This window comes from Microbacterium californiense, from assembly GCF_047246625.1.
In the GTDB taxonomy this organism is placed as follows: Bacteria; Actinomycetota; Actinomycetes; order Actinomycetales; family Microbacteriaceae; genus Microbacterium.
In genome coordinates this window covers 1,126,307-1,148,318 of record NZ_JBFOKQ010000001.1, presented here as the reverse complement: position 1 = coordinate 1,148,318, position 22,012 = coordinate 1,126,307, and the positions used below count along the sequence as shown (strand labels likewise).

28 protein-coding genes and 3 tRNA genes are annotated in these 22,012 nt (G+C 70.2%); 20 read left to right on the top strand and 11 right to left on the bottom strand.

What is annotated here, in order from left to right; genetic code table 11:
* The first annotated feature begins 146 nt into the window (after positions 1–146).
* Both AB3M82_RS05575 and AB3M82_RS05570 read left to right on the top strand, forming a co-directional pair.
* Positions 147–425, top strand: coding sequence for a hypothetical protein (locus AB3M82_RS05575; RefSeq protein WP_412956147.1), 279 nt, complete (start codon positions 147–149; stop codon positions 423–425).
* 143 nt (positions 426–568) lie between these two features.
* The gene (locus AB3M82_RS05570) at positions 569–1,681 is read left to right on the top strand and encodes a fatty acid desaturase family protein (protein ID WP_412958012.1); all 1,113 of its coding nucleotides are present in this window, start codon (positions 569–571) and stop codon (positions 1,679–1,681) included.
* Positions 1,682–1,751: 70 nt separating this feature from the next.
* Here the strand turns inward: AB3M82_RS05570 and AB3M82_RS05565 are convergent, their stop codons facing one another.
* The 3 genes from AB3M82_RS05565 to AB3M82_RS05555 all read right to left on the bottom strand — a co-directional run bounded on the left by AB3M82_RS05565 (position 1,752) and on the right by AB3M82_RS05555 (position 4,179).
* On the bottom strand, positions 1,752–3,140 hold the full coding sequence (locus AB3M82_RS05565) for a coiled-coil domain-containing protein (RefSeq protein WP_412956146.1): 1,389 nt from the start codon (positions 3,138–3,140) through the stop codon (positions 1,752–1,754).
* Positions 3,141–3,304: 164 nt separating this feature from the next.
* Positions 3,305–3,829: a hypothetical protein gene (locus tag AB3M82_RS05560; RefSeq protein ID WP_412956144.1), complete on the bottom strand. Its 525-nt coding sequence runs from the start codon at positions 3,827–3,829 to the stop codon at positions 3,305–3,307.
* 44 nt (positions 3,830–3,873) lie between these two features.
* Complete coding sequence (locus AB3M82_RS05555; RefSeq protein ID WP_412956142.1) at positions 3,874–4,179, bottom strand: DUF7882 family protein; 306 nt, start codon at positions 4,177–4,179, stop codon at positions 3,874–3,876.
* A 130-nt stretch (positions 4,180–4,309) separates the two neighbouring features.
* Between AB3M82_RS05555 and AB3M82_RS05550 the strand changes: the two genes are divergently transcribed.
* The 3 genes from AB3M82_RS05550 (at position 4,310) to AB3M82_RS05540 (ending at position 6,386) form a co-directional block, all read left to right on the top strand.
* Entirely contained in the window at positions 4,310–4,609 is a 300-nt protein-coding gene (locus AB3M82_RS05550) for a hypothetical protein (RefSeq protein WP_412956140.1), read from the top strand.
* A gap of 80 nt (positions 4,610–4,689) precedes the next feature.
* Entirely contained in the window at positions 4,690–6,012 is a 1,323-nt protein-coding gene (locus AB3M82_RS05545; RefSeq protein ID WP_412956137.1) for a peptidoglycan DD-metalloendopeptidase family protein, read from the top strand.
* Between the two features lie 86 nt (positions 6,013–6,098).
* Positions 6,099–6,386, top strand: a complete 288-nt coding sequence (locus tag AB3M82_RS05540; RefSeq protein ID WP_412956135.1) for a helix-turn-helix domain-containing protein — start codon at positions 6,099–6,101, stop codon at positions 6,384–6,386.
* An 18-nt stretch (positions 6,387–6,404) separates the two neighbouring features.
* Here AB3M82_RS05540 and AB3M82_RS05535 read toward each other — a convergent pair whose 3' ends face one another.
* Positions 6,405–6,554: a hypothetical protein gene (locus AB3M82_RS05535; RefSeq protein ID WP_412956132.1), complete on the bottom strand. Its 150-nt coding sequence runs from the start codon at positions 6,552–6,554 to the stop codon at positions 6,405–6,407.
* A 114-nt stretch (positions 6,555–6,668) separates the two neighbouring features.
* A complete protein-coding gene (locus AB3M82_RS05530) occupies positions 6,669–7,025 on the bottom strand; it encodes a hypothetical protein (RefSeq protein ID WP_412956130.1) in 357 nt (118 codons plus the stop codon).
* A 178-nt stretch (positions 7,026–7,203) separates the two neighbouring features.
* On the opposite strand from AB3M82_RS05530, the gene AB3M82_RS05525 reads away from it, so the two are divergent.
* The 4 genes from AB3M82_RS05525 to AB3M82_RS05510 all read left to right on the top strand — a co-directional run bounded on the left by AB3M82_RS05525 (position 7,204) and on the right by AB3M82_RS05510 (position 8,968).
* Positions 7,204–7,536 carry a DUF7882 family protein gene (locus AB3M82_RS05525; RefSeq protein WP_412956128.1) on the top strand — a complete coding sequence of 111 codons (333 nt, stop codon included), beginning with the start codon at positions 7,204–7,206 and terminating at the stop codon, positions 7,534–7,536.
* 305 nt (positions 7,537–7,841) lie between these two features.
* Complete coding sequence (locus AB3M82_RS05520; protein ID WP_412956127.1) at positions 7,842–8,093, top strand: hypothetical protein; 252 nt, start codon at positions 7,842–7,844, stop codon at positions 8,091–8,093.
* Positions 8,090–8,548, top strand: a complete 459-nt coding sequence (locus AB3M82_RS05515; RefSeq protein WP_412956126.1) for a BLUF domain-containing protein — start codon at positions 8,090–8,092, stop codon at positions 8,546–8,548. The genes AB3M82_RS05520 and AB3M82_RS05515 overlap by 4 nt, the downstream gene beginning before the upstream one ends.
* An 81-nt stretch (positions 8,549–8,629) precedes the next feature.
* Entirely contained in the window at positions 8,630–8,968 is a 339-nt protein-coding gene (locus AB3M82_RS05510) for a hypothetical protein (RefSeq protein WP_412956124.1), read from the top strand.
* A 102-nt stretch (positions 8,969–9,070) separates the two neighbouring features.
* Here the strand turns inward: AB3M82_RS05510 and AB3M82_RS05505 are convergent.
* The 3 genes from AB3M82_RS05505 to AB3M82_RS05495 form a co-directional block, all read right to left on the bottom strand.
* A tRNA-Phe gene (locus AB3M82_RS05505) sits at positions 9,071–9,143 on the bottom strand.
* Between the two features lie 69 nt (positions 9,144–9,212).
* A tRNA-Asp gene (locus AB3M82_RS05500) sits at positions 9,213–9,286 on the bottom strand.
* Positions 9,287–9,315: 29 nt separating this feature from the next.
* Positions 9,316–9,388, bottom strand: a tRNA-Glu gene (locus AB3M82_RS05495).
* 210 nt (positions 9,389–9,598) lie between these two features.
* On the opposite strand from AB3M82_RS05495, the gene AB3M82_RS05490 reads away from it, so the two are divergent.
* Positions 9,599–10,957, top strand: coding sequence for a peptidoglycan DD-metalloendopeptidase family protein (locus AB3M82_RS05490; RefSeq protein ID WP_412956123.1), 1,359 nt, complete (start codon positions 9,599–9,601; stop codon positions 10,955–10,957).
* A gap of 73 nt (positions 10,958–11,030) precedes the next feature.
* Here the strand turns inward: AB3M82_RS05490 and ppa are convergent, their stop codons facing one another.
* Positions 11,031–11,522, bottom strand: coding sequence for an inorganic diphosphatase (gene ppa, locus AB3M82_RS05485; protein ID WP_412956121.1), 492 nt, complete (start codon positions 11,520–11,522; stop codon positions 11,031–11,033).
* A gap of 83 nt (positions 11,523–11,605) precedes the next feature.
* Complete coding sequence (locus AB3M82_RS05480) at positions 11,606–12,271, bottom strand: TMEM175 family protein (RefSeq protein ID WP_412956120.1); 666 nt, start codon at positions 12,269–12,271, stop codon at positions 11,606–11,608.
* A 70-nt stretch (positions 12,272–12,341) separates the two neighbouring features.
* Here AB3M82_RS05480 and tilS point away from each other — a divergent pair, with 70 nt between their 5' ends.
* The gene (tilS, locus tag AB3M82_RS05475) at positions 12,342–13,331 is read left to right on the top strand and encodes a tRNA lysidine(34) synthetase TilS (protein ID WP_412956118.1); all 990 of its coding nucleotides are present in this window, start codon (positions 12,342–12,344) and stop codon (positions 13,329–13,331) included.
* An 80-nt stretch (positions 13,332–13,411) separates the two neighbouring features.
* On the opposite strand, the gene AB3M82_RS05470 is transcribed toward tilS, so the two are convergent.
* Complete coding sequence (locus AB3M82_RS05470) at positions 13,412–13,942, bottom strand: DUF937 domain-containing protein (protein WP_412956117.1); 531 nt, start codon at positions 13,940–13,942, stop codon at positions 13,412–13,414.
* A 99-nt stretch (positions 13,943–14,041) separates the two neighbouring features.
* Here AB3M82_RS05470 and hpt point away from each other — a divergent pair, with 99 nt between their 5' ends.
* The 9 genes from hpt to AB3M82_RS05425 all read left to right on the top strand — a co-directional run bounded on the left by hpt (position 14,042) and on the right by AB3M82_RS05425 (position 22,009).
* Positions 14,042–14,593 (top strand): hypoxanthine phosphoribosyltransferase, encoded by a 552-nt coding sequence (gene hpt / locus AB3M82_RS05465; protein WP_412956115.1) that lies wholly within the window; start codon positions 14,042–14,044, stop codon positions 14,591–14,593.
* A 96-nt stretch (positions 14,594–14,689) separates the two neighbouring features.
* A complete protein-coding gene (ftsH, locus tag AB3M82_RS05460) occupies positions 14,690–16,690 on the top strand; it encodes an ATP-dependent zinc metalloprotease FtsH (protein WP_412956113.1) in 2,001 nt (666 codons plus the stop codon).
* Positions 16,691–16,692: 2 nt separating this feature from the next.
* Entirely contained in the window at positions 16,693–17,304 is a 612-nt protein-coding gene (gene folE, locus AB3M82_RS05455; RefSeq protein WP_412956111.1) for a GTP cyclohydrolase I, read from the top strand.
* Positions 17,301–18,113 carry a dihydropteroate synthase gene (folP, locus tag AB3M82_RS05450; protein ID WP_412956109.1) on the top strand — a complete coding sequence of 271 codons (813 nt, stop codon included), beginning with the start codon at positions 17,301–17,303 and terminating at the stop codon, positions 18,111–18,113. The genes folE and folP overlap by 4 nt, the downstream gene beginning before the upstream one ends.
* Before the next feature lie 46 nt (positions 18,114–18,159).
* Entirely contained in the window at positions 18,160–18,555 is a 396-nt protein-coding gene (folB, locus tag AB3M82_RS05445; RefSeq protein ID WP_412956108.1) for a dihydroneopterin aldolase, read from the top strand.
* The gene (gene folK, locus AB3M82_RS05440; protein ID WP_412956107.1) at positions 18,552–19,091 is read left to right on the top strand and encodes a 2-amino-4-hydroxy-6-hydroxymethyldihydropteridine diphosphokinase; all 540 of its coding nucleotides are present in this window, start codon (positions 18,552–18,554) and stop codon (positions 19,089–19,091) included. Before folB ends, folK begins: the two co-directional genes overlap by 4 nt.
* On the top strand, positions 19,088–19,570 hold the full coding sequence (locus AB3M82_RS05435; protein ID WP_412956104.1) for a DUF3180 family protein: 483 nt from the start codon (positions 19,088–19,090) through the stop codon (positions 19,568–19,570). The genes folK and AB3M82_RS05435 overlap by 4 nt, the downstream gene beginning before the upstream one ends.
* Entirely contained in the window at positions 19,521–20,102 is a 582-nt protein-coding gene (locus AB3M82_RS05430; protein ID WP_412956103.1) for a PH domain-containing protein, read from the top strand. Before AB3M82_RS05435 ends, AB3M82_RS05430 begins: the two co-directional genes overlap by 50 nt.
* Positions 20,099–22,009 (top strand): PH domain-containing protein, encoded by a 1,911-nt coding sequence (locus AB3M82_RS05425; protein WP_412956101.1) that lies wholly within the window; start codon positions 20,099–20,101, stop codon positions 22,007–22,009. The genes AB3M82_RS05430 and AB3M82_RS05425 overlap by 4 nt, the downstream gene beginning before the upstream one ends.
* The last annotated feature ends 3 nt before the right edge of the window (positions 22,010–22,012 follow it).

The following is a 22,012-nucleotide window of genomic DNA, read 5'->3' as shown; positions in this document are numbered from 1 at the left end:
CAACGTGTGCGTCTCGCCCCTCTCGGCCGACACGTCGCCACTGATCAGGGCCATTCCGGACCGCGCACATCGACGCGCGCGGCATCCGCCCTCGATCATCCATCGCGGAGCGCCGCAGCGCCCGCCGCAGAGCAATGAGTATCACCATGAGCAAGATCACCGTCCCCCCGTTCGACCCGTTGACCTGGAAGCAGGCCGACGTCGACGTCCATGTCGCCACCCGCGACGGAGAGTTCGCGGGCTTCGTCGAGTTCGACGGCGTCGCGCATCTCGTCCGCGACGCCCAGGGCGCCGAACTCGGATCCTTCTCCGATCTCGACGCCGCCCGGCGCGCCCTCGAGACCTCACACGAAAGCCACAGCAAAGCGCGAGGATCCGTTCTTCCCGCGGTTTTCCGGCGTCGTCCGCGGCGCGCACGCGCCTGAATCCGACGGCCCCTCCGGACCCACGTCCGTGAGGGGCTTTCGTATGCCCTCCGGCGCATACCTCCCGGGTTAGCCTGGGCACAGTGATCGGCAACCGCCGTTGGCTTCAGGGCCTCCGGGCTCCCGATCGGCAGGAGCGCACCATCTCCTTCACCCAGGTCGACACGACCACCTCGACCCTCGGCCGCGTCCGCCAGACGTACGCCGGCAATGCGGAATTCCCCCCGATGGCTGCGGCCTATCGCGACGTGCAGCAGGTGGTCCGGGAGACCGGACTCCTCCAGCGCACCCCCGTCTTCTACTCGCTCGTCGGCGCCGCACTGGTGCTCGCCTTCGGCGGATGCGTCACCGGATTCATCCTGCTCGGCGACAGCTGGTTCCAGCTGCTCATCGCCGGCGCCCTCGGCATCCTCTTCACCCAGGTCGCGTTCCTCGCCCACGAGGCCGCGCACCGCCAGATCCTGTCCTCCGGCCCGGCGAACTTCCGTCTCGCCCGCATCCTCGCGGGCATCGTGGGCATGAGCTACCACTGGTGGGACTCCAAGCACACGCGTCATCACGGCAACCCGAACCAGGTGGGGCGCGACCCCGACATAGAGGTCGACACGATCTCGTTCCTCGAGACGGATGCCGAGCGATCGCGTGGCCTCGTGCGCCTGATCACCCGCAAGCAGGGGTGGCTCTTCTTCCCGCTGCTCACGCTCGAGGGCCTGAACCTCCACTACATCGGCCTGAAGCACCTCGTGACGCGCAAGAACGTCAAGGGACGCTGGATCGAGCTGAGCCTCATCGCCGTGCGGTTCGCCGTCATCCTCGTGCCGGTGTTCCTGATGCTGCCGCTGGGCATGGCGTTCGCCTTCATGGGTGTGCAGCTCGCCGTCTTCGGCGTCTACATGGGAGCGTCGTTCGCCCCGAACCACAAGGGCATGCCGGTGATCGCGCCCGACGCCAAGCTCGACTTCTTCTCGAAGCAGGTGCGCACCTCGCGCAACATCACCGGCGGCTGGTGGGCCACCTGGCTCATGGGCGGTCTGAACCATCAGGTCGAGCACCACCTCTTCCCCAACATGTCGCGCCTGCACCTCTCGAAGGCACGGGGCATCGTTCGCGACTACTGCGCGGCCAACGGCGTCCCGTACACGGAGACGAGCCTGGCGCGCTCCTATGCGATCGTCATCGAGTACCTGAACCGGGTCGGACTCGCCGCGAGCGATCCCTTCGATTGCCCCGCAGCCTCGCAGTTCCGGCGGGCGTAAGCCCCCGGGGTCGTACGACGAAGGCGCGAGCGGATCGACCGCTCGCGCCTTCGTCGTCTCGGACGGTCGCTCAGCGACCGTTCTCGTCGTCGGTGTCGACGACCTCGATCGTGATCTTCTCGAACGGGCGCTCGTCGTCGGCGTCCTCGTCCTCCAGCACCTCGTCGCCGAGGAACTCCTCGATCGGGGCGCTGTCGTCGGCGTCGATGCTGATCCGCTCGAGCGTCGTCTCGGAGTCGGCTTCGGCGAAGATGCCGTCGGGGCGGATGAGCTCGCGCACCTCGGCCATGAAGCTCGTGAGCTGCTGCTGCTGCCAGCGCAGCTGGCGCGCGCGGTCCTCGGCGTCCCGCACGACCGTGTTCGTGTGCGACGTGACCGCGTCGACGATCTTCTGGGACTTCGCCCGGGCGCGCTCGAGGGTCTCGCGGGCCCGCACCTGCGCGTCGGCCTCGATCGCCTGCGCCTGCGAGCGCATCAGGCGCTCGTAGTCGTCGGCCTTGGCGGAGATGCGCTGAGCGTGCTCGAGCGAGGCGGCGACCTGCTCGTTGGCGTCGGTCGTGATGCGCTCGGCGTGGGCGACGGCCTGGTTGTGGAGCACCAGGAACTCCTGCTGTGCGTCGTCCTGACGGCGGGTGAGCGTCTCCTCGAACTCGAGCACCCGGGCGTTCATCTCGCGCACGTCGCGCTCGGCGTCGGCGCGCAGCTGCGCGGTCTCGCGCGTGACCAGGGAGCGCAGGGCGGCGGCGCCCTTCTCGGCCTCGGTGCGGATGGCCGTCGCCTCCTGCGTGGCCTGGTTCACCTTCTCGGTGGCGTGCGCGCCCTCGCGCTCGAGGCGCGCTTCGTGGGCGGTGTACTCGGTGTCGATCTTGAGGCGCACCTGGTCGGCGTCGCGCTCCGCCTGGGAGATGATGCGGGCGGCATCCGCCTCGGCCTCGGCCCGCTGGGCGGCGACCTCTTCGCGGGCGGCGGCCATCAGCCGGTCGGCCTGCACCGCGGCGTTCTGGATGAGGACGTTGGCCTGCTCCTCGGCGACCCGCAGGATCGCCTCGAACTGCTGCCGCGAGGGGGCCTCCTCGCCGTCCTCGGTCGGGGTGTCGACGAGCTCGGAGGTGAGGGTGGCGACCTGCTGCTCGGCGTCGGCGGCCTGCGCGCGCGCCGCCGTCAGCTCGCTCTCGACCGCCTCGCGCGCGGACTGCTCCTCGGCGCGGAGGGCGTCGATGGCGTCGGCGTGGCGCACCTCGGCGTCGGCGAGCTCGGACTTGAGCTGCTGCACCTCGTTGCGCAACGACGAAAGCGCGGAGTCGACCTCGGCCTTGTCGTAGCCGCGGAAGCCGATCGTGAAGGCTCCCGACTGCGGCGCCTGCGGCGCGTTGTCACGCGGAGCGGGTTCGATCAGCTGATCGAAGAAGTCGGGGGAGCGGTCCCCGCCGCGGTCGTCGTTTCCAGAGGATTCGCTCATGATGTCGTGCCTTTCTGGCGCTGGTCGCGAGGACCGGAGGGTGTCGGGAAGGGCCGGTGCCCCGAGGTCGACCTGGCACGGCGGTGCCGACGCACCCGTGGCACCGCCCAGCCTAGTTGGGTCGGCCGGGAGATGCGCCCCCGGTTTGCGGACGCCCGCGCGGGTCAGGCGTCGAGCGACCAGCGGGCGTTCTTGACGTCGAGCAGCGGCCCGCGGAGGTAGTCGAGCCGAGGCCCCTCCTCGACCGTCACGCCTCGCGCCGTCGCGGCGGCGGCGATGCGCCCGCGGAGGTCCTTCCAGAACGGAGCGGTCTGCGGGAACCCCATGTACTCGCGGAACGTCTCGACCTGCACGCGCACACCGGCCGAGCCGGGCACGAGGCGCACGATCGCGTCGTCGGCCTCGGTGAAGCGGATGCCGTAGCCGCCGTCCGCCCGGGGCGGGAAGTCCTTCGGCTTCTTCGCCGCGGCCTCCGCGACGATCTCCCGGGCGACGGCCTCGGGGGCGTGGATGACCACCGTCGTGCCGAACTCCCCGAGGACCTTGACGAGCTGGTTCGCCGCGAACTTCCGGCCGGCGTTCTCCCCTGCGGCAGACGCCTTGCGGTTGGCCCAGCCCTTGAGGAACGGCCCTCCGACGATCAGGAGGAGCACCAGGATGCCGAGGAGGATGTAGGTCAGGTTGTCCACGGCCACAGCGTAGCGGGGCTCCGGAGGGCGCGGACGGAAACACCTCAGGCGGGAGGCGAGATGTGCTCGAGCGACAGCTCGCCGCTCGCGTTGACGTGGTGCATGATGTCGGCGATGCGGTGGGCGTCGATGGCCGGCGGTTCCTCGGCATCGAAGCCGAACTGCAGGGGGATCGCGGGGTGGATCCAGGCGCTCATGCGCCGGTTCTCCCCGCCCTCGCGCGGCACCCAGCTCATCATGAAGCTCTCCTGGCGGCGCAGCTTCGTCCCGATCACGATCTTGAGGTGCGCGAGCGTCACGTCGTCGACCAGGATCGGGTCGGAGGTGCCGTCGTACTTCAGCCTGCCCATACTCTGAACGGTAGTCCCTCCGGGACGCTTCGTCTGCAACATCTCGAGGCCGAGCGCAATCCCCCTGACGGAGCGCCGCGCGAACGGCTATGGTCGCCGGGGTGGAGAAGGGGACGATATGTTCGACGAGATGAGTGAAAGACGCACCGGCACCGATCTTCAGACGATGGTCCGCACCCAGGTCGTGATCAACGACACCTCCTTCTTCCTGTCGCAGGGGCAGAGCATCGCCGAGATGAAGGAGATGGTGGTGGCCGCGATTCAGGCCGGCGGGCGCTTCGTCGACTTCACGGTCGTCGGGAACCGGCAGGTGAGCGTGCTCGTGACAGCCACCAGCCAGGTGGTCATCTCTGTCGAGACCGTGCAGTACGACCCCCGCGACACCGGCGACGAAGGCGAGCCCTACGGCGGCGCGTTCGACCTGCTCTGATCCTCGCGCTCACGCTGCTAGCGTGACCCCCGGAGGGACGCTGCGTCCGCTGGGGCCGAACGAGCACGAGAGAACTCGAGATGACGCGAACGCCACGGGTGCGCGCTGCGCGACTCGCTCTCCTCGCCGCGCTCGCGGTGGTCGTCGGCGCAGTCGCCCCCGCGGTGGGGATGCCCGAGCCGGCGTCCGCGGCATCCGACGGGCAGATGATCTACCCCGCCTCGGGCAACATCCAGTCCAAGGTCGGCGACGGATGCCGGAACAACTCTCGTGCCCACGACGGCATCGACATCTCCGGCCAGGGCGGGACGCCGATCCTCGCGGCCTACGACGGCGTGGTCAAGGTGCGGACCTCGAGCAGCGGATACGGCAACTACGTCGACATCGAGCATGCGGCCGGGTACGTCACCCGCTACGCGCACATGGCCAACCCCGGTGACGTGGCGCCGGGAACGCGCGTGTCCCGCGGCCAGCAGATCGGTGTGGTCGGCAAGACCGGCGCCACGACCGCCTACCACCTGCACTTCGAGGTCTGGCGCAACGGCAGCGTGTACGCGGCGATCAACAACGGCTTCACCTGTCTCGCGAACGTGACCCGCGGTGCGTCCATCCCGATGACCTTCCCCGGACTCGCCGTGCCCGTGAACAGCGCTGTCGCTTCGGCCGATTACGACCGCGACGGCAAAGCCGACCTGGTCGGCGTCGCCGGAGACAGCGACCTCCTCATCTTCAGCGGCAGCGGCACCGGTGCGATCGGAGCGGGCTCCATCGTGACCTCCGGCTGGGGGACGCGGAGGCACCTCACTCACGCGGACTTCGACGGCGACGGTCGCGCGGATCTGCTCGCCGCACGCCCAGACGGCGCGCTGGAGTTCTACTCGGGGAGCGACGACGGCGGCTTCGACGGGTTCAGCCTGGTGGGCAGCGGCTGGTACGGCCTTCTGCACGTCACGTCCTGCGCCGACTTCACGGGGGACGGACGGCAGGATGTCGTGGTGGTCACGCCGGGCGGAGACCTCCTCGTGCACGTCGGGAACGGCAGCGGCGGCTTCACGGGCGCCGCGCGCGCGGTGGACACCGGCTGGCAGGCGATGCGCCATGTCGTCGGAGGGGACTTCGACGGCGACGGCCGGGGCGATCTGATGAGTGTGGACGCCGCCGGCATCCTCGCGTTCCACCGGGGTACCGGTGCGGGGTTTGCGCCACGCCAGGCGGTCGGAACCGGGTGGGCGCCGTTCACGGCGCTGACCGGCGGGCTCGACTACGACGGCGACGGGCGCGCCGATCTGATCGCACGGTCACCCGAGGGTGATCTCTTCCTGTACCCGGGCACGGGCGTCGGGGCGTTCGGCTCCCGGACGCTGCTGGGGTCGGGGTTCGGCGGATATCTCCAGCTGGAATGAAGCACGCGCGACGAACCGATGTATTCGGAGCGAAATCATAGGATGACAAATCGCGAAATTCATGCGATTGGATTTATCCTGATGTAATGACAACCGACGAGGGCAGCGCTCCCATCTCCGAGCTGGACGCGGAGATCGGACGCCGCGTGCATCAGGCGCTGTGGGACCAGCGCATGACGCAGGCGGTCTTCGCGGCACAGGTCGGCATGAGCCAGAGCTCGGTCGCCAAGCGCCTGCGCGGCTATCACGGGTGGGGAGCCGCCCATCTCATCCGGGCCGCCGAAGCGCTGCACACCTCGGTGGCCTATCTCGTGGGCGAGACGGACGACTCCGCTCCGCTCCGGATCACCCCGGACGCGCCGATCGACGTCTGACGCCGACGCGGGCGGGGCTCAGCCTCCGGAGGGGTTCTCGACGGGCGTGCCGTCGTCCTCCGTCGTCTGCTCGGGCGGGGGTCCCGACTCCTCGGGTGCGCCGCCGGATGCCGTGTCGGCCTCCTCGTCGGCCCCGGGGGTCCCGTTCGGGTTCTGAGGGTCGCTCATGATGTTCTCCTCTCCACGGCCAAAGCTATGCGCCGGTGCCGAGGGACGAGAGGGGGTTGACCCGGGACGCACGGCTCGACAGACTGTCCCGCCGCCGGGTCGGCGCCGCTCGGATCAGCCTCGTGTCGCGTCGGCTTCCAGGTCCAGGTCGAGGTCCCACTCCTCGAGCGGCTCCTCCTCGACCGCCACGCTGCGGCTCTGCCCCTCGGGGAAGAGCGGGTGCGACCGCAGACGCTCGGCGTGCGCCGAGAAGTCCGGATCCTGCCCCTTCGAGTGCTGCGGTCCCACGAGCACGTCGTTGCCCACGCCGACGACGAGATCCGCGTGGTCCTCCTCGCCGTCGACGATGATCGGGATCTCCACGGCATCCGACTCGCCCTCGTTGGCGATCGCCGCGGCGAGGGTGACCAGCGCGTCCGCGACGTCATCCGTGGTGATCAACTGCTGACCGGCATAGGAGACGAGCTTCATGGCCTCAGCCTGTCATCCGAGGGTCGTCCTCAGACAGGGGTTGCGGAGGGACACGAGCACGGGCTATCGCGCCCGATGCGCGCGCCCGGGGAGAAGTGTGCGACGCTTAGCAGCGAACACTCGGCGATCGACCGATCGCGTCTCGTGACACGAGTGCCATGGGGAGTCGAGGTCGCACGTGGGCAGGTTCATCTACGAGGAGGACACGCGGGTCGACATCGACGACCGCGCGCTGCACCATCTCCAGCTCGTCATGACGTCCAAGCTCCGCCGCGGCGAGCCCTTCGCCTTCTCGTGGAAAGAGGATGCCCGCTCGGGCGGTGGACGCACCTCGGTCTGGGTGCACTCCGGCAGCTCGCTCGTGTTCGTCTTCTCCGGCAGCCGGCAGCCCTCGCTCAATCGCGCGTGGGTCGACGAGCTCTCCTCCGCCGCGAACTCGCCCTCGGGCCTGCGCCTCCTCCCCGAGCCCGCGCCGGTCCCGGCATCGGCGGACTCGGGCGTCCGCGCCTAGCATCCGCAGGGCCTTCAGGTCAACGGTCGGCGCTCGAAAGGCGCGAAATCGCGGTGGCCCATAGGCTGAATGCACAACGGGTCGACGCTGAGTCGGCTCCACGTCGGTCGAACCGGTCGGTGTCTCTCGAGCTCTCTCGGTCTCGGGCACCTCGCGGGGGACGGTGCGCTGCGCGGACCTTCTCGTCGACTTCGCCGGTCCTCCACGTTCGGGTCGTGGAGGACCGGATCGGCCGACGCTTCCGCGAGGAAGCCGCCAGTGCAAGGGGATGAGGAATGTCGGACACCGCTCATAGAGTGCAGAACGTGAACGCTCCCGAGCCACTTGTCTCCGACGTCCTCTGGGCCTGCGTCGAAGACGGCTTCCACGTCGGCAGCCGCGGAGGCGACTTCCTCGGCTACGTCGATCGTCAGGCCGACGGACACTACCTCGCATTTGATGCGCGGTCGCAGGTGATCGGAGCGTTCCTCGCCCTGAACGAGGCCACCGGTGCCGTCGTCGCCGCGTCGCCCGCCCGCCCCGAGGGCGGCGACGGTCACGAAGAGGCGATGCGGTGAGCTCGACGGTGGGGTCGGATCTGCTGTCGCTCGTCTACACGAGCACGGCCTCGCAGCCCTTCCGCGAGACCGCGCTCTCGCATCTGCTCGCCCAGTGCCGCGTCCTCAACGCGGCTCGGGAGGTGACGGGCATGCTCCTGTTCCGCGACGCGCGGTTCATCCAGGTGCTCGAGGGGCCTGCGGCCGCGGTGCGCGCGCTCGCCGAGACGATCCGCCGCGATCCGCGGCACCACGACATGCGTGTGCTCGTCGAGGAGCCCATCGCCGTCCGCCGGTTCGCCGACTGGACGATGGGCTATCGCACGCTGGCCGACGGAGCGAGCTCGGCGCCCGAGGGTTTCCGGGATTCCTTCGCCGACCTCGACGCGGGGGCCGAGCGCTCGACCGCGCTGCGTGCGCTCGCCGAGCTGACGCTCTGGTTCCGCGTTCGATCCGGACTCCCGAGCGCGGGCTGAGAGTCCTCCTCGGTCACCGCGGCTTTTCCCGGCCTGTCAAGGCCCTGCGCTGCGGTCGCCGCCCCGGGGGACAGTGCGCACATGAAACACGTGACGTACGGCGAGAAGGCCCACTTCCTGGACGACGCTGCCGCGACGGCCCTGCTCGAGTACGCGAGCGCTCTGGGCAATGCGAGCGCGAGCGACACCGTCACCGTGCAGGCCGTCGACCTGCACGGGAACCGAGTCGAGGCCACGTTCCTGCTCAACCCGAGCACGGAGCTGATGATGGAGAGCGCCTCGGGCCAGGTGGCCGAACTCGACAACTCGGCGGTCGTGGAGCACATGCGGGCCGCGATCGCTCGACTGACGGACCCGCCGGAGATCGAGCCGGAGAGCCGCAGACCGATCGGCGACGACGGCCACGTCGGGCTGGCCTAGCTCGCCCTTCGCCCGCTCTCGCGGAGCCCGCGGGCAAAGCAAAACCCCCGCCATGTAGAAGCTAGGCGAGGGTTTCTGGGGTGAGTGTAATGATCACCCTTGTGGCTCCGACCGGCATCGATCCGGTGACCTTTCGATTTTCAGTCGAACGCTCTACCAACTGAGCTACAGAGCCGCGCGACGGGCGAACCTGTCGCGTCCTAGACGAAGAGCCCTCTCCGAAGAAAGAGCTCGTCGCACGGAGCGACCCTGACGGGACTTGAACCCGCGACCTCCGCCGTGACAGGGCGGCACGCTAACCAACTGCGCTACAGGGCCATACTTGTTTTCAATTGTATCGGAAGGTGTGACCCCAACGGGATTCGAACCCGTGCTACCGCCGTGAAAGGGCGGCGTCCTAGGCCGCTAAACGATGGGGCCGAGTCAGTCCTGGGGGACTTCCTTGCCGACGCTCAAGCATAAGGGATAGTCGAAGCAAATCGCGAATCGAGGGCGAGTCACCGTCCGCTCGGGCGTGTTCCGCGGGACTATGGGCCTATCGGCATGCCGTTGTAAGGCTCTTCCATCCTCTGGTGCGGATGTGAAGGTTGTTGTTACTGTGGCATGTGTGAAACCGGCGGAAGGGGCCGTGTGAACGACAAGACCATGCTGGATGCTGCCGACGCGGCATCCGCGGAATGCGGCTGCGCACCCAGCGCCGCAGAGCGGGACGCGTTCTGGAAGGGCGGCGTCAGCCGTCGGGGCGCTCTCGGCCTGGGAGTCCTCGGCGTCGTCGCGCTGAGCGCCTTCGGCGTCACCTCCGGGGTCAACGCCGCCTATGCCTGGTCGTATCCCACCTGGGACGAGGTGCAGCGCGCGAAGCAGAACGAGGCCAGCAAGGCCGCCGAGGTCGCCCGCATCGAAGGGCTGATCCAGTCCCTGAACCAGCGGGTCGCCGAGACGGAGGCGGCGGCGAAGGTCGCCTCGGACGAGTTCTACGTCGCCCAGCAGGACTACTTCGCGGCGATCGCGGAGGCCGACACGCTCCAGGCCAAGGCCGACGAGCAGGCCGGCATCGCCGACGAATCCGCGCGCAAGGCCGGACAGGTCGCCGCGCAGCTGTACCGCAACGGCGGCGACAACACCTCGCTCGAGCTGTTCTTCGCCGGATCCGCCGCCAACGCGGACGAGCTCCTGTCGCGTCTGGGCACGATGGACAAGCTCCTCGAGTTCAACCAGTCCGTCTACGACGACGCCGTCGCCGCACGCGACTCCGCCCAGTCGCTGAGCGACCAGGCCGTCGTCGCCCGCAACGAGCGCGACCGTCTGCAGCAGGTCGCGGAGCAGAAGATGATCGCCGCGCAGGATGCCGCCGACGCCGCGCAGGCCGCGCTCGACGAGCAGACCGCGAACCTCGCCACGATGGAGGCGCAGCTCGCCGCTCTCAAGGATGCGACGACGCAGACCATCGCCGGGTACCAGGCGGGTGTCGCGGCGCGCGCCGAGGAGGAGCGCAAGCGCAAGGAGCGCGAGGCCGCGGAGGCAGCCGCGAACGCCGGCGGCAACAGCGGCGGCGGAGGCAACCCCGGCACCGGCGGTTGGGTGCGCCCGCACGGCGGCTATCGCAGCTCCGGCTACGGACCCCGATCCCAGCAGTGCAACTCGAACGGCTGCTCGTCGAGCTGGCACTACGGCATCGACCTGGCGAACGGCTGCGGTGCGGCGATCTACGCCGCTCAGTCGGGGACCGTCGACTACGCCGGAGCGAACGGTGGCTACGGCAACTACGTGCGCATCCAGCACGGCGGGGGCGTCGCGACCGGCTACGCGCACATCAAGCCCGGCGGTTTCGCCGTGCGCAACGGGCAGCACGTGAACTCCGGCCAGGTCATCGCGTACGCCGGCAATACCGGCGGCTCCTTCGGCTGCCACCTGCACTTCGAGGTCTACATCAACGGCCGATACACCAACCCCGCCGACTTCATGGCGGCGCGCGGCGTCTCGATCTGAGCATCCGCCCTCCACGCAGAAGACCCCCGGCCGCTGAGCGGATCCGGGAGTCTTCTGCGTCGGTCGCGCGGACTCAGTGGCCCTGCTCGCCGAAGCGCACGATGGCCTCGTCGAGGATGCGCTGCGCCTCGGCGGCGTCGCCCCACTCGTCGACCTTGACCCACTTGTTGGGCTCGAGGTCCTTGTAGTGCTCGAAGAAGTGCGCGATCTCCTTCTTCGTGTACTCGGGGACGTCGTCGATGTCCTGGATGTGCGCCCACCGGGGGTCCTTCGACAGCACCGCGACCAGCTTGTCGTCGCCGCCGGCCTCGTCGCTCATCTTCAGCACGGCGACCGGACGGACCTCGACGACGACGCCCGGGTAGATGGCGTGGTCGAGCAGCACGAGCACGTCGAGCGGGTCGCCGTCCTCGCCGAGGGTGTTGTCGAAGTAGCCGTAGTCGGCCGGGTAGCCGAAGGTCGTGTAGAGCACGCGGTCGAGGTGCACTCGTCCGGTCTCGTGGTCGACCTCGTACTTCACGCGGCTGCCGCGGGGGATCTCGATGACGGCGTCGTGTGCGCCCATGCGTGTGCTCCTCAGGGAAAGTTCGGTTGGATGCCGCGATCCAGCCTACTCGCGGCGCTCGTGCGCCCGTGGGGGCGGACCCGTCACACGAGGGGATCGGCCGACGACGGCGCGGGGGCCGCCGGACGGCGACGACGGGCGGCACGGTTCAGGGCGCGGGTCACGGGGCCGGCGAGGAGGAGCACGAAGAGGCCGGCGTAGCCGTTCGGCGCGGCGAGCACCGCGATGACCATCGCGACGGCGAAGAGCAGGATCGCCGCGAGGTCGCCGATCACGCCCGCGCGCAGCACGTCGTCGGATGCCCGGGTGAGCTGAGGATGCCGCGAGAGGTAGAGCCACCCGGCGAGCGTCGTCACCTGCGTCATGATCAGCGTGCCGATGTAGACCGCCGCCTGCAACGGGTCGGACTCCATCTGACCGAGCATGGCGGTGGGCACCGGCAGCCAGACGATCGTCGCCATCCAGGCCACGTTGATCCACAGCAGCGGCCCGGTCACCCTCTCGACGTCGCGGTACTGGCTGTGATGGCCCATCCAGAAGGTCGCGATGAGCAGGAAGCTCAGGGCGAAGCTGAGCAGCTGGCCGGAGTGCTCCCCGAAGAACTCCGCGGTGGTGAGCTTGCCGGACGCCGCTTCCGACACCGCGTCGGTCAGGGGCAGCACGAGGAGCGTCATCGCGATGGCGACGACGGCATCCACGAACGCGGTGAAGCGCTCGGTGCGGTACTGCTGCCTGCCGGGAGAGGGCACGGCGTCAGGATAGCCCCGCCGCCGGAGCGACCGCACTCCCGGATGCCGGCGGGTGGCCTACCGTGGAACCGTGCCGTCCCTTCCTCCCGTCATCGCCGAGATCCGTCTGGCCGTGCGCACCGCGCTCGCCGATCTGCCCGAGGGGTCGGCGATCGTCGTCGGTCTCTCCGGCGGCGCCGACTCCCTCGCGCTCGCCGCGGCCGTGGCTTTCGAGGCGCCGAAGCGCGGCCTCCGCGCGACGGCGGTCGTGGTCGACCACGGGCTGCAGGAGGGTTCGGACGAGGTCGCCCTCACGGCCGCGCGCTCCGCGGCCACCCTCGGACTCGACCCGCTCGTCGTCACGGTCGAGGTCGGCGACGAGGGGGGACCGGAGGCCGCCGCACGCGAGGCCCGTCAGCGCGTGCTGCGGGATGCCGCGGCCGACGTCTGGGCGACGACGGTGCTGCTCGGGCACACCCTCGACGACCAGGCGGAGACCGTCCTGCTCGGACTCGCGCGGGGCGCGGGGGCGAGCAGTCTGCAGGGGATGGCGCCGGTGCGCACCGACGACGAAGGCCTGCGGTGGATCCGCCCCCTCCTGGGTGTCCGCCGGGAGACGACCCGCGCCTTCTGCCGCGCCTCGGCCCTCGAGTTCTGGGACGACCCCCACAACCTCGACGAGCGGTTCTCGCGGGTGCGGGTGCGCGAACGGGTGCTGCCGACCCTCGAGGCCGAGCTCGGCCCGGGCATCGCCGAGGCCCTCGCCCGCACCGCCGAGCAGCTGCGGGAGGATGCCGAGGCCTTCGACGAGATGATCCACGAGACGATCGAGGACATCGTCGAGCACGCCGAGGCGGGCATCTCTGTCAGCGTTGCGGCCCTCGCAGCGAACCCGGCCGCGCTGCGCAACCGCATCATCCGGCTGGTGGTCGACAGCGAGTTCGGCGTCAGCCTGACGCGCACGCAGACGATCGAGGTCGCGCGCCTCGTCACCGACTGGGCGGGCCAGGGGCCGATCGACCTCCCCGGAGCCTCCGCCGCGCGCCACGGCGGTCGCCTCGTGTTCACCGCTCGCGCCTGACCCCCGCCGCGCTTCCCGTCGCGCGAACGGCTGCTCTCACCGCCGGGAAGGGCCGTTCGCGCGACGGGAGCGCCCGCGCGCTACTTCTTCCCGCCGAAGAGGCCGCCGAGCACGCTGCCGAGGTCGATGCCGCCCGGGCGGCCGCCCGTGCCGGACGAGCCGCCGAGGATGCCGCCGATGAGGTCGCCGATGCCTCCCTGCCCTCCGCCCGTGCCGCCGCTCCTGCCCTTGTTCGCGTCGGCGATGAGGTTCATGATGATCGGCGCGAGGATCGGCAGGAGCTTGCCGAAGTCGATGCCCGCCGTCTTGTCGGAGGTCGTGAGCTTCTCGGTGACCTTCTTCTCGTCGGGTCCGAGGATGTGCGTGACGATCTTGCCGCCGTCGGCCTGATCGATGTCGTCGACCGACATGCTCGTCTTCGGGCCCTGGTGCTTCTTCAGCGCCTTCTCGATGGCGGCCGAGCCGTCGGGGCTCGAGGCGTTCCTGGCCAGCCCGCTCAGGAGCACGGCGCCTCCCTGCTCGACCGCGCTCTTCGCGACGTCGGGAGCGACCCCGAGCCTCTTCGCGATGTCGCCGATCGGGACCTGCTTCAGGATGTCGTCGTAAGCCATGGAGATCCTTCCTTCCGGGGCGGTCGCCCATCTCACGGTCAGGGTAGTGCGGATGCCGTGGCGGACGGTGCCCCCTTGCGCATCGCCTAAAATCGATCCATGCGCGCCGCCGAGATTCAGGACGACCTTGCCGAGATCCTCGTCACCGAGGAGGAGATCCTCGCAAAGCTGAACGAGCTGGCCCAGCGGGTCGCCGCCGATTACGAGGGCAAGGATCTCGTGCTCGTGGGAGTCCTGAAGGGCGCGGTGATGGTCATGGCCGACTTCGCCCGGGCGCTGCCTTTCCACGCGCCGATGGACTGGATGGCCGTGTCGAGCTACGGCGCGAGCACCAAGTCGAGCGGCGTCGTGCAGATCCGCAAGGACCTCGACACCGACCTGCACGGCAAGCACGTGCTCATCGTCGAGGACATCATCGACTCCGGGCTGACGCTGAGCTGGCTGCTCGAGAACTTCGAGTCCCGCGGCGTCGAGTCGCTCGAGGTGCTGGCCCTGCTGCGCAAGCCCGAGGCGGCGAAGGTCGTCATCGACTGCAAGTACGTCGGCTTCGACATCCCCACCGACTTCGTGGTCGGCTACGGCCTCGACTACGACGAGCGCTACCGCAACCTGCGCGACGTCGCCGTGCTCGCGCCGCACGTCTACTCCTGACTTGCTCGCGTCCGCGAAACCGCCCATCGCGGGGCGGTACGCCGTGGGTGAACGCACAGCGGGTGCCTAGCACGCGCGCGATACGCTGATCCGATCATGGATGTGAAGAAGCTCAGCCGGAATCCCCTGATCTACGTACCGCTGATCGCCCTGTTGCTGATCGGCGGATTCCTGCTGATCTCCGGCCTCTCCGCGCCCAAGCAGATCACCACCCAGGAGGGGCTGAAGCTGCTCGGCGGCGACACGGTCTCCGAGGTCGTGACGACCGACGGCGATCAGCGCGTCGACATGACCCTCTCCAAGCCGTTCCAGGGCTCCGAGAAGGTGCAGTTCTACTATGTCGAGGCGCGCGCCGACGAGGTCGTCGCCGCCGTGAACGCGGCCGATCCGAAGGACGGCTTCAACGACGCGGTGCCGCGCGCGACCTGGTTCGACGGATTCCTCTCGCTCCTGCTCCCGCTCGTCCTGCTCGGCCTCCTGTTCTGGTGGCTCCTGTCGTCGATGCAGGGCGGCGGCGGCAAGGTCATGCAGTTCGGCAAGTCGAAGGCGAAGCTCGTCAGCAAGGAGACGCCGACGGTCACCTTCGCCGACGTCGCCGGCGCCGACGAGGCGATCGAGGAGCTGCACGAGATCAAGGAGTTCCTCCAGGACCCGGCGAAGTTCCAGGCCATCGGCGCCCGCATCCCGAAGGGCGTGCTGCTGTACGGCCCTCCCGGAACCGGCAAGACCCTGCTCGCCCGCGCGGTCGCCGGCGAGGCGGGCGCGCCCTTCTACTCGATCTCCGGATCGGACTTCGTCGAGATGTTCGTCGGCGTCGGAGCCTCCCGCGTGCGAGACCTGTTCAGCCAGGCCAAGGAGAACGCCCCCGCCATCATCTTCATCGACGAGATCGACGCGGTCGGCCGTCACCGCGGCGCCGGCATGGGCGGCGGCAACGACGAGCGCGAGCAGACGCTGAACCAGATGCTCGTCGAGATGGACGGCTTCGACCCGAACGCGAACGTCATCGTGATCGCGGCGACCAACCGTCCCGACATCCTCGACCCCGCGCTCCTGCGCCCCGGCCGGTTCGACCGGCAGATCGGCGTGGACGCCCCCGACCTCAAGGGCCGGCAGAAGATCCTCGAGGTGCACAGCAAGGGCAAGCCCCTGTCGCAGAGCGTCGATCTCGAGGTCGTGGCCCGCAAGACGCCGGGCTTCACCGGCGCCGACCTGGCGAACGTCCTGAACGAGGCCGCGCTGCTCACCGCGCGTTCGAACGCGCAGCTCATCGACAACCGCGCGCTCGACGAGGCCATCGACCGCGTGATCGCCGGCCCGCAGCGCCGCACCCGCGTCATGAAGGACCGCGAGCGGCTCATCACGGCGTACCACGAGGGCGGGCACGCGCTCGCGGCCGCCGCCATGAACTACACCGATCCCGTGACCAAGATCACTATCCTCCCGCGCGGCAAGGCTCTCGGCTACACGATGGTGCTGCCGATCGACGACAAGTACTCCGTCACCCGCAACGAGCTGCAGGACCAGCTCACCTACGCGATGGGCGGTCGCGTGGCCGAGGAGATCATCTTCCACGACCCCACGACCGGCGCCTCGAACGACATCGAGAAGGCCACGTCGATCGCTCGCAAGATGGTCATCGAGTACGGCATGACGACCGAGGTCGGGCCGGTGAAGCTGGGGTCCGAGGGCGGCGACATGTTCGTGGCGCGCGACATGGGCCGCGGCCGCGAGTACTCCGAGAAGGTCGCCGAGCGGGTCGACACCGAGGTGCGCGCGCTCATCGAGCAGGCGCACGACGAGGCCTACCAGGTCATCAGCGCGAACCGCGACATCCTCGACCGTCTGGCACTGGCGCTGCTCGAGGAGGAGACCCTCGACCACAACCAGATCGCCGAGATCTTCCGTGAGGTGCGCAAGCTGCCCGAGCGTCCGCTGTGGCTGTCGAGCGAGGACCGCCCGGTGTCGGACGTGCCGCCGATCGAGGTGCCCAAGAAGGTCGTCCCGGTCGCCGCAGCGACCGAGGCGCCCGCGCCCGCACCGCAGCCCCAGCAGGGGTCGGCGGGGGCCACGCGCCCGCGTCCCGCGACGGCGTGACGGTGAGCGTCGACAAGGCGCGGGTCGAGCGCCTCACGCGCGAGCTCCTGGAGGCGATCGGGGAGGACCCCGATCGTCCCGGCATCCGGCAGACCCCGGCGCGCATGGCCGACCTCTACGCGGAGTTCTTCTCGGGCGTGGGAGAGGATGCCGCGGCGCCGCTCGCGCGCACCATCAGCGTGACCCGCGGTCCGGCTCCCGACACCCTGCCGTCCGGCGCGGTGCTGCTGCGCGACATCCTGTTCCGCTCGGTGTGCGAGCACCATCTGCTGCCGTTCTCCGGGCGTGCGCACCTCGCGTACCTCCCCGGCGAGCAGGTCGTCGGGCTCGGTGCCCTGGTGCGCGTCGTCGAGATCCTCGCGGCCCGGCCGCAGGTGCAGGAACGGCTCGGAGAGCAGATCGCCGACACGATCGCCGAGAACCTCGATGCGCGGGGCGTGCTGGTGGTGCTCGACGCCAGTCACGGCTGCGTGACGATGCGCGGCGGGCGCCAGCCCGAGGCGTCGACGCTCACCATCGCCGCCCGGGGCGAGTACACCGATCCCGCAGCGCGCGCCGAACTCATCGCGCTGATCGGGGCATCGCCGGCGGCTCCGCCGCGGACCGTCTCGTGACCGATATCTGGGGCATCGTCAACGTCACCCCCGACTCCTTCAGCGACGGCGGACGTTACCTCGACGTCGACCGTGCCGTCGCGCACGGCTTGGCCCTGCGGGCGGCGGGCGCGGGGGTACTTGACGTGGGCGGCGAGTCGACGCGTCCCGGTGCGCAGCGCGTGGACGCCGCGACCGAGCAGGCCCGCGTGCTGCCGGTGATCGAACAGCTCGTCGCGGCGGGAGCCGCCGTGAGCGTCGACACGCTCAACGCCACGACCGCCGCCGCCGCCGTGGAGGCGGGAGCGCGCATCGTGAACGACGTGTCGGGCGGCCTCGCCGATCCCGACATGCGCGCCGCGGTCGCCGAGTCCGGTGCCGACTACGCCATCGGGCACTGGCGGGGTTCCTCCGCCGACATGTACGCCCAGGCGGAGTACCGCCGCATCGCCCGGGAGGTGGCCGGCGAGCTGCAGGAGCGGGTCGGCGAGGCCGCGGCAGCCGGCATCGCGCCGTCGCGCGTGATCCTCGACCCGGGCATCGGCTTCGCGAAGGCGGGCGCGCAGAACTGGGACATGCTGCGCGGTCTCGACGAGATCACGGGGCTCGGGCGACGGGTGCTGATCGGCACCTCGCGCAAGCGGTTCCTGGTCGACACCCTGCGGCAGGCGAATCCGGGCGAGGAGGACGTGTCGGAGGCGCGGCGCGACCTGGCGACCGCCGTCACGAGCGCGCTCGCGCTGCGGGCGGGGGTATGGGCGGTGCGGGTGCACGACGTCGCCGCGACCCGCGACGCCCTGGCCATCGCTCAGGCGTGGGACGGCCGCTGACCGCTCGCCGCTGTGCCGCGCGGAGCCGCCCGCGTACGCTGGGACGATGGACTTCCTGGATCAGATCGCGCTGACCGGCCTGACCGTCTTCGGCCGCCACGGCGTCTACGACCACGAGCGCGAGAACGGGCAGGACTTCACGGTCGACCTGCGCCTGCAGCTTGCGCTGGCGGATGCCGCGGCATCCGACGACGTCGTCGACACGGTGCACTACGGGGAGCTGGCCGAGAAGGTCGCCGCCGTGGTCGCGGGCGAGCCGGTGAACCTCCTCGAGACGCTCGCCTCGCGGATCGCGGAGGTGGTGCTCGCCGATGCGCGGGTGCACTACGTCTCGGTGACCGTGCACAAGCCGCACGCGCCGATCCCGCTGAACTTCGCCGACGTCTCCGTGACGGTGAACCGCGGGCGCCTGCCGGAGATCCTCGAGGAGGCCGTCGCGTGAGCCGCAATCTGACCCTGACTCCCGATGTCCCGTCGAATCGGACGGGGCGGGCTGAGGTCGTCGCGGTCGTGGCGTTCGGCGCGAACCTCGGAGACAGGGAGGCGAGCATCCGCACCGCCGCGGAGCGCATCGCGCGTCTGCCCCTCGTCAGCGACGTGAAGCTCTCGTCGCTGTTCGAGACGGTCGCCGTGCGGCTCGACGGACCGGCACCGGACGCGCCGGGGTACCTCAACGCCGTGGCGCTGGTGACCACCCGTCTCGCCCCCGAGATCCTGCTCGGCATGCTGCACGCGATCGAGGACGAGCACGGGCGCGTGCGGCAGGAGCGGTGGGGCGATCGGACCCTCGATCTCGACCTGGTCGCCTACGGCGACGAGACGTCCGACGACCCGCGCGTGCAGCTCCCGCACCCGCGGGCGGCGGAGCGCCTGTTCGTGCTGGAGCCGTGGCTCGAGCTCGACGCGGACGCCCGGCTGGTCGGATACGGCCGCATCGCCGACCTCGTGGCCGAGCTGCGCGCGCGAGGAGAAGGATGAGGCGCACGTCCGCCGGTCTGCTCGTCGCCCTCGCGGTCGTCGGCGCGGGCGTCGGCTTCCTCCTCGACCACGTCCTCACGATCAGCGGCCGCGCGACCTTCACGCCGTCGTTGCTGCTGCCCGTGCTGCTGCTGATGATCGCGGCGGCGGCGCTCGGGGTGGCATGGCCGGTACGGCGCAGCGTGCGCACCGGCATCCGCATCGATCCGTTCCGCGCGCTCCGCGCCGCGACCCTCGCGCGCGCATCGAGTCTGCTCGGGGCCCTTCTCGTGGGATTCGGCGCCGGACTGCTCGTTTTCCTCCTCACGCGGCCGATCGATCCCCCGGTAGGGTCGACTGTGGCGATGGTGGCTCTGATCGCGAGCGCAGCGGTGCTCGTGGCCGCGGCTCTCGTCGCGGAACAGTTCTGCACCCTGCCGAAGGATCCTGATGACCCAGAGCTCAGAGAACGCGCCCCTGAACCCGGCGGAGGGCACTGACCTCGCCGCGCTCGACCAGGGCGTCTACACGCAGCTGCGCACCGCCCGCCACGACGCCCGCCTCGAACTCGACGGCACCTGGCATCAGATCTCGCCGCGTTACGCCGTGTCGCAGCTGCTGCAGAACGGCATCGTCCTCGCGATCGTGGTAGTCGCGGCGCTGGTGCTCGGCTTCGGCCTCGAGCAGCACTGGGTGTGGATCCCGGCCGGCGTGATCATCGTGCTCACGGTCGCGACCATGGTGATCCTGCCGCGGCAGGCGCGGGCCATCGGCTACATGCTGCGGGCCGACGACATCGTCTTCCGCAAGGGGATCCTCTGGCAGCGGATGATCGCCGTGCCCTACGGGCGCATGCAGCTCGTCGACATCACGCAGGGCCCGGTGGACCGCGGCTTCGGCATCTCGCAGCTCAAGATGGTGACGGCCGCGGCGACCACGGGCGTGCAGATCCCTGGGCTCACCCAGGCCGCCGCCGAGGCGCTGCGCGACACCCTCATCGGCGTCGCCGAGACGCGTCGGACCGGCCTGTGAGCGAGCCGCAGCCGCCGGCGTCGCCGAACACCCAGGCCCCGCTGTCGCCCGCCGCCGATCCGGACAACTTCGCCGACGGCGAATGGCACCGGATGCATCCGCTGACGCCGCTGTTCAAGGGCGGCCTGGCGCTGATCATCATCGCGGGAATCGTGATCACGAACCTGCGCGACCGCCTGATCACCTGGTTCGTCAACCTGTTCACCCCGCAGGAGGCGCACTACGGCGAGTACTCCTCCGGCGACCCCGTCGACTGGGTGCTCGAGAACAACCTCATTCTCATCGCGCTGCTGTCGGTCCTCGCGCTCGTCGTCGTGCTGGTGCTGATCTTCTGGTTCGTCTGGCGCTTCCAGCAGTTCCGCATCACCGGCGACCACGTCGAGGTCCGCAAGGGCATCGTCTTCCGGTCGCACCGCCGCGCGCCCCTCGACCGGGTGCAGGGCGTGAACCTCACGCGGCCGTTCCCCGCCCGCATCATCGGCCTCGCGAAGCTCGAGGTCGTGGGCGCGGGGACCGACGCGAACGTCGAGCTGGAGTACCTCGCGACGCCGCGCGCCGAATCGGTGCGCGCCGACATCCTGCGCCTCGCGTCCGGGGCCCGCGCCGCGCGGACTGCGGCGACGACCGGCAGCGCGGGCATCGAGCACGAGGGCATCCCCGCCACGGCGCGCGCCCACCTCGTCGACTCGATGAACCACGGCGTGAACGGTCTGATCGCCGGGGTGGACATGGACGACGTCGCTCCCGAGAGCGTCGTCAAGATCCCGACCGGGCGGCTCATCGGCTCGCAGCTCATCGCCGGCGTGATGTGGTTCCTGTTCTTCGCGATCGTCTTCGGCGCGACGATGGGCGGAGTGATCCTCGGATCGGTCCTGGACGGAGACGGCGGGAGCGGTCTGCTCGGACTGGGAGTCGGCCTCGGCGTCGGCATCCCGATGATCATCGCCGTCGTCGGCATCACCTGGGCGCAGATCTCGAAGTCGCTGCGCTACTCGATCGCCCCCACGCCCGACGGCGTGCGGATCACCTACGGCCTCCTGACCACCGTGACCGAGACGCTGCCGCCCGGGCGCATCTTCGCGGTCGAGGTGTCGCAGTCGCTCCTGTGGCGCCCGTTCGGCTGGTGGCTGATCCGTATCAACCGGATGAGCGGCAAGAGCGCCGCGCAGCAGACGTCGAGCAGCGCGCAGCAGTTCAACATCGTGCTGCCGGTGGGCAAGCGCGAAGACGTGGAGCGCGTGCTCGGGCTCATCCTCCCCGACGTCCCTGCCGCCGACATCCCGCTCATCTGGGAGCACGGCATCCTGGGCCCGGTTCCCGGCGACCCGTACCGCACCATGCCCCGACGCGCCCGCTGGCGCCGGCCCTTCTCGTGGAAGCGGCACGGCTACGCCCTCACCGCGTACGGTCTGCTGCTGCGCCGGGGGACGGTCTGGCGGAAGCTGGCGGTCTTCCCCCTCGCGCGGCTGCAGGGGCTCTCGCTCTCGCAGGGACCGATCGACCGTCTGCAGAGGGTCAGCGGTGCTCAGGCGCACTCGGTGACGGGGCCGATCACGGGGGTGCTCTCCGGTCTGGAGCGCGAGGACGCCCTGGCCCTCCTCGACGAGGGAAGCCGGGCGGCTGCTGTCGCCGCCCTCGCCGATACGTCGCACCGCTGGAGCGCGCACGAGATGGACACGCTGTCGGGGGAGGGGCAGCAGCCGGCGTCGCCGACCACCCCGCCGCCGGCGGTCCCGCCCGTCACTCCGCCGTCGGTTTCTCCAGTCGCGCCGCCGCCTGTGGCTCCGCCGTCGGTTCCTCCGGTCGCGCCGCCGCCTGTGGCTCCGCCGTCGGTTCCTCCGGTCGCGCCGCCGCCTGTGGCTCCCGCGCCGCCGACCCCGCCCGTCCCTCCCACCACGGAGGTCTGAGGC

Bases quoted from the DNA above. Each gene is read 5' to 3' on its own strand.
- AB3M82_RS05530 (WP_412956130.1), bottom strand. From the start codon at position 7,025: ATGAAGCTCGTCTCCTATGCCGGTCAGCAGTTGATCACCACGGATGAC.
- AB3M82_RS05575 (WP_412956147.1), top strand. From the start codon at position 147: ATGAGCAAGATCACCGTCCCCCCGTTCGACCCGTTGACCTGGAAGCAG.
- folB (WP_412956108.1), top strand. From the start codon at position 18,160: ATGGACTTCCTGGATCAGATCGCGCTGACCGGCCTGACCGTCTTCGGC.
- ftsH (WP_412956113.1), top strand. From the start codon at position 14,690: ATGGATGTGAAGAAGCTCAGCCGGAATCCCCTGATCTACGTACCGCTG.
- AB3M82_RS05470 (WP_412956117.1), bottom strand. From the start codon at position 13,942: ATGGCTTACGACGACATCCTGAAGCAGGTCCCGATCGGCGACATCGCG.
- hpt (WP_412956115.1), top strand. From the start codon at position 14,042: ATGCGCGCCGCCGAGATTCAGGACGACCTTGCCGAGATCCTCGTCACC.
- AB3M82_RS05545 (WP_412956137.1), top strand. From the start codon at position 4,690: ATGACGCGAACGCCACGGGTGCGCGCTGCGCGACTCGCTCTCCTCGCC.
- AB3M82_RS05430 (WP_412956103.1), top strand. From the start codon at position 19,521: ATGACCCAGAGCTCAGAGAACGCGCCCCTGAACCCGGCGGAGGGCACT.
- AB3M82_RS05535 (WP_412956132.1), bottom strand. From the start codon at position 6,554: ATGAGCGACCCTCAGAACCCGAACGGGACCCCCGGGGCCGACGAGGAG.
- ppa (WP_412956121.1), bottom strand. From the start codon at position 11,522: ATGGGCGCACACGACGCCGTCATCGAGATCCCCCGCGGCAGCCGCGTG.
- AB3M82_RS05565 (WP_412956146.1), bottom strand. From the start codon at position 3,140: ATGAGCGAATCCTCTGGAAACGACGACCGCGGCGGGGACCGCTCCCCC.
- AB3M82_RS05555 (WP_412956142.1), bottom strand. From the start codon at position 4,179: ATGGGCAGGCTGAAGTACGACGGCACCTCCGACCCGATCCTGGTCGAC.
- AB3M82_RS05540 (WP_412956135.1), top strand. From the start codon at position 6,099: ATGACAACCGACGAGGGCAGCGCTCCCATCTCCGAGCTGGACGCGGAG.
- AB3M82_RS05510 (WP_412956124.1), top strand. From the start codon at position 8,630: ATGAAACACGTGACGTACGGCGAGAAGGCCCACTTCCTGGACGACGCT.
- AB3M82_RS05435 (WP_412956104.1), top strand. From the start codon at position 19,088: ATGAGGCGCACGTCCGCCGGTCTGCTCGTCGCCCTCGCGGTCGTCGGC.
- AB3M82_RS05550 (WP_412956140.1), top strand. From the start codon at position 4,310: ATGAGTGAAAGACGCACCGGCACCGATCTTCAGACGATGGTCCGCACC.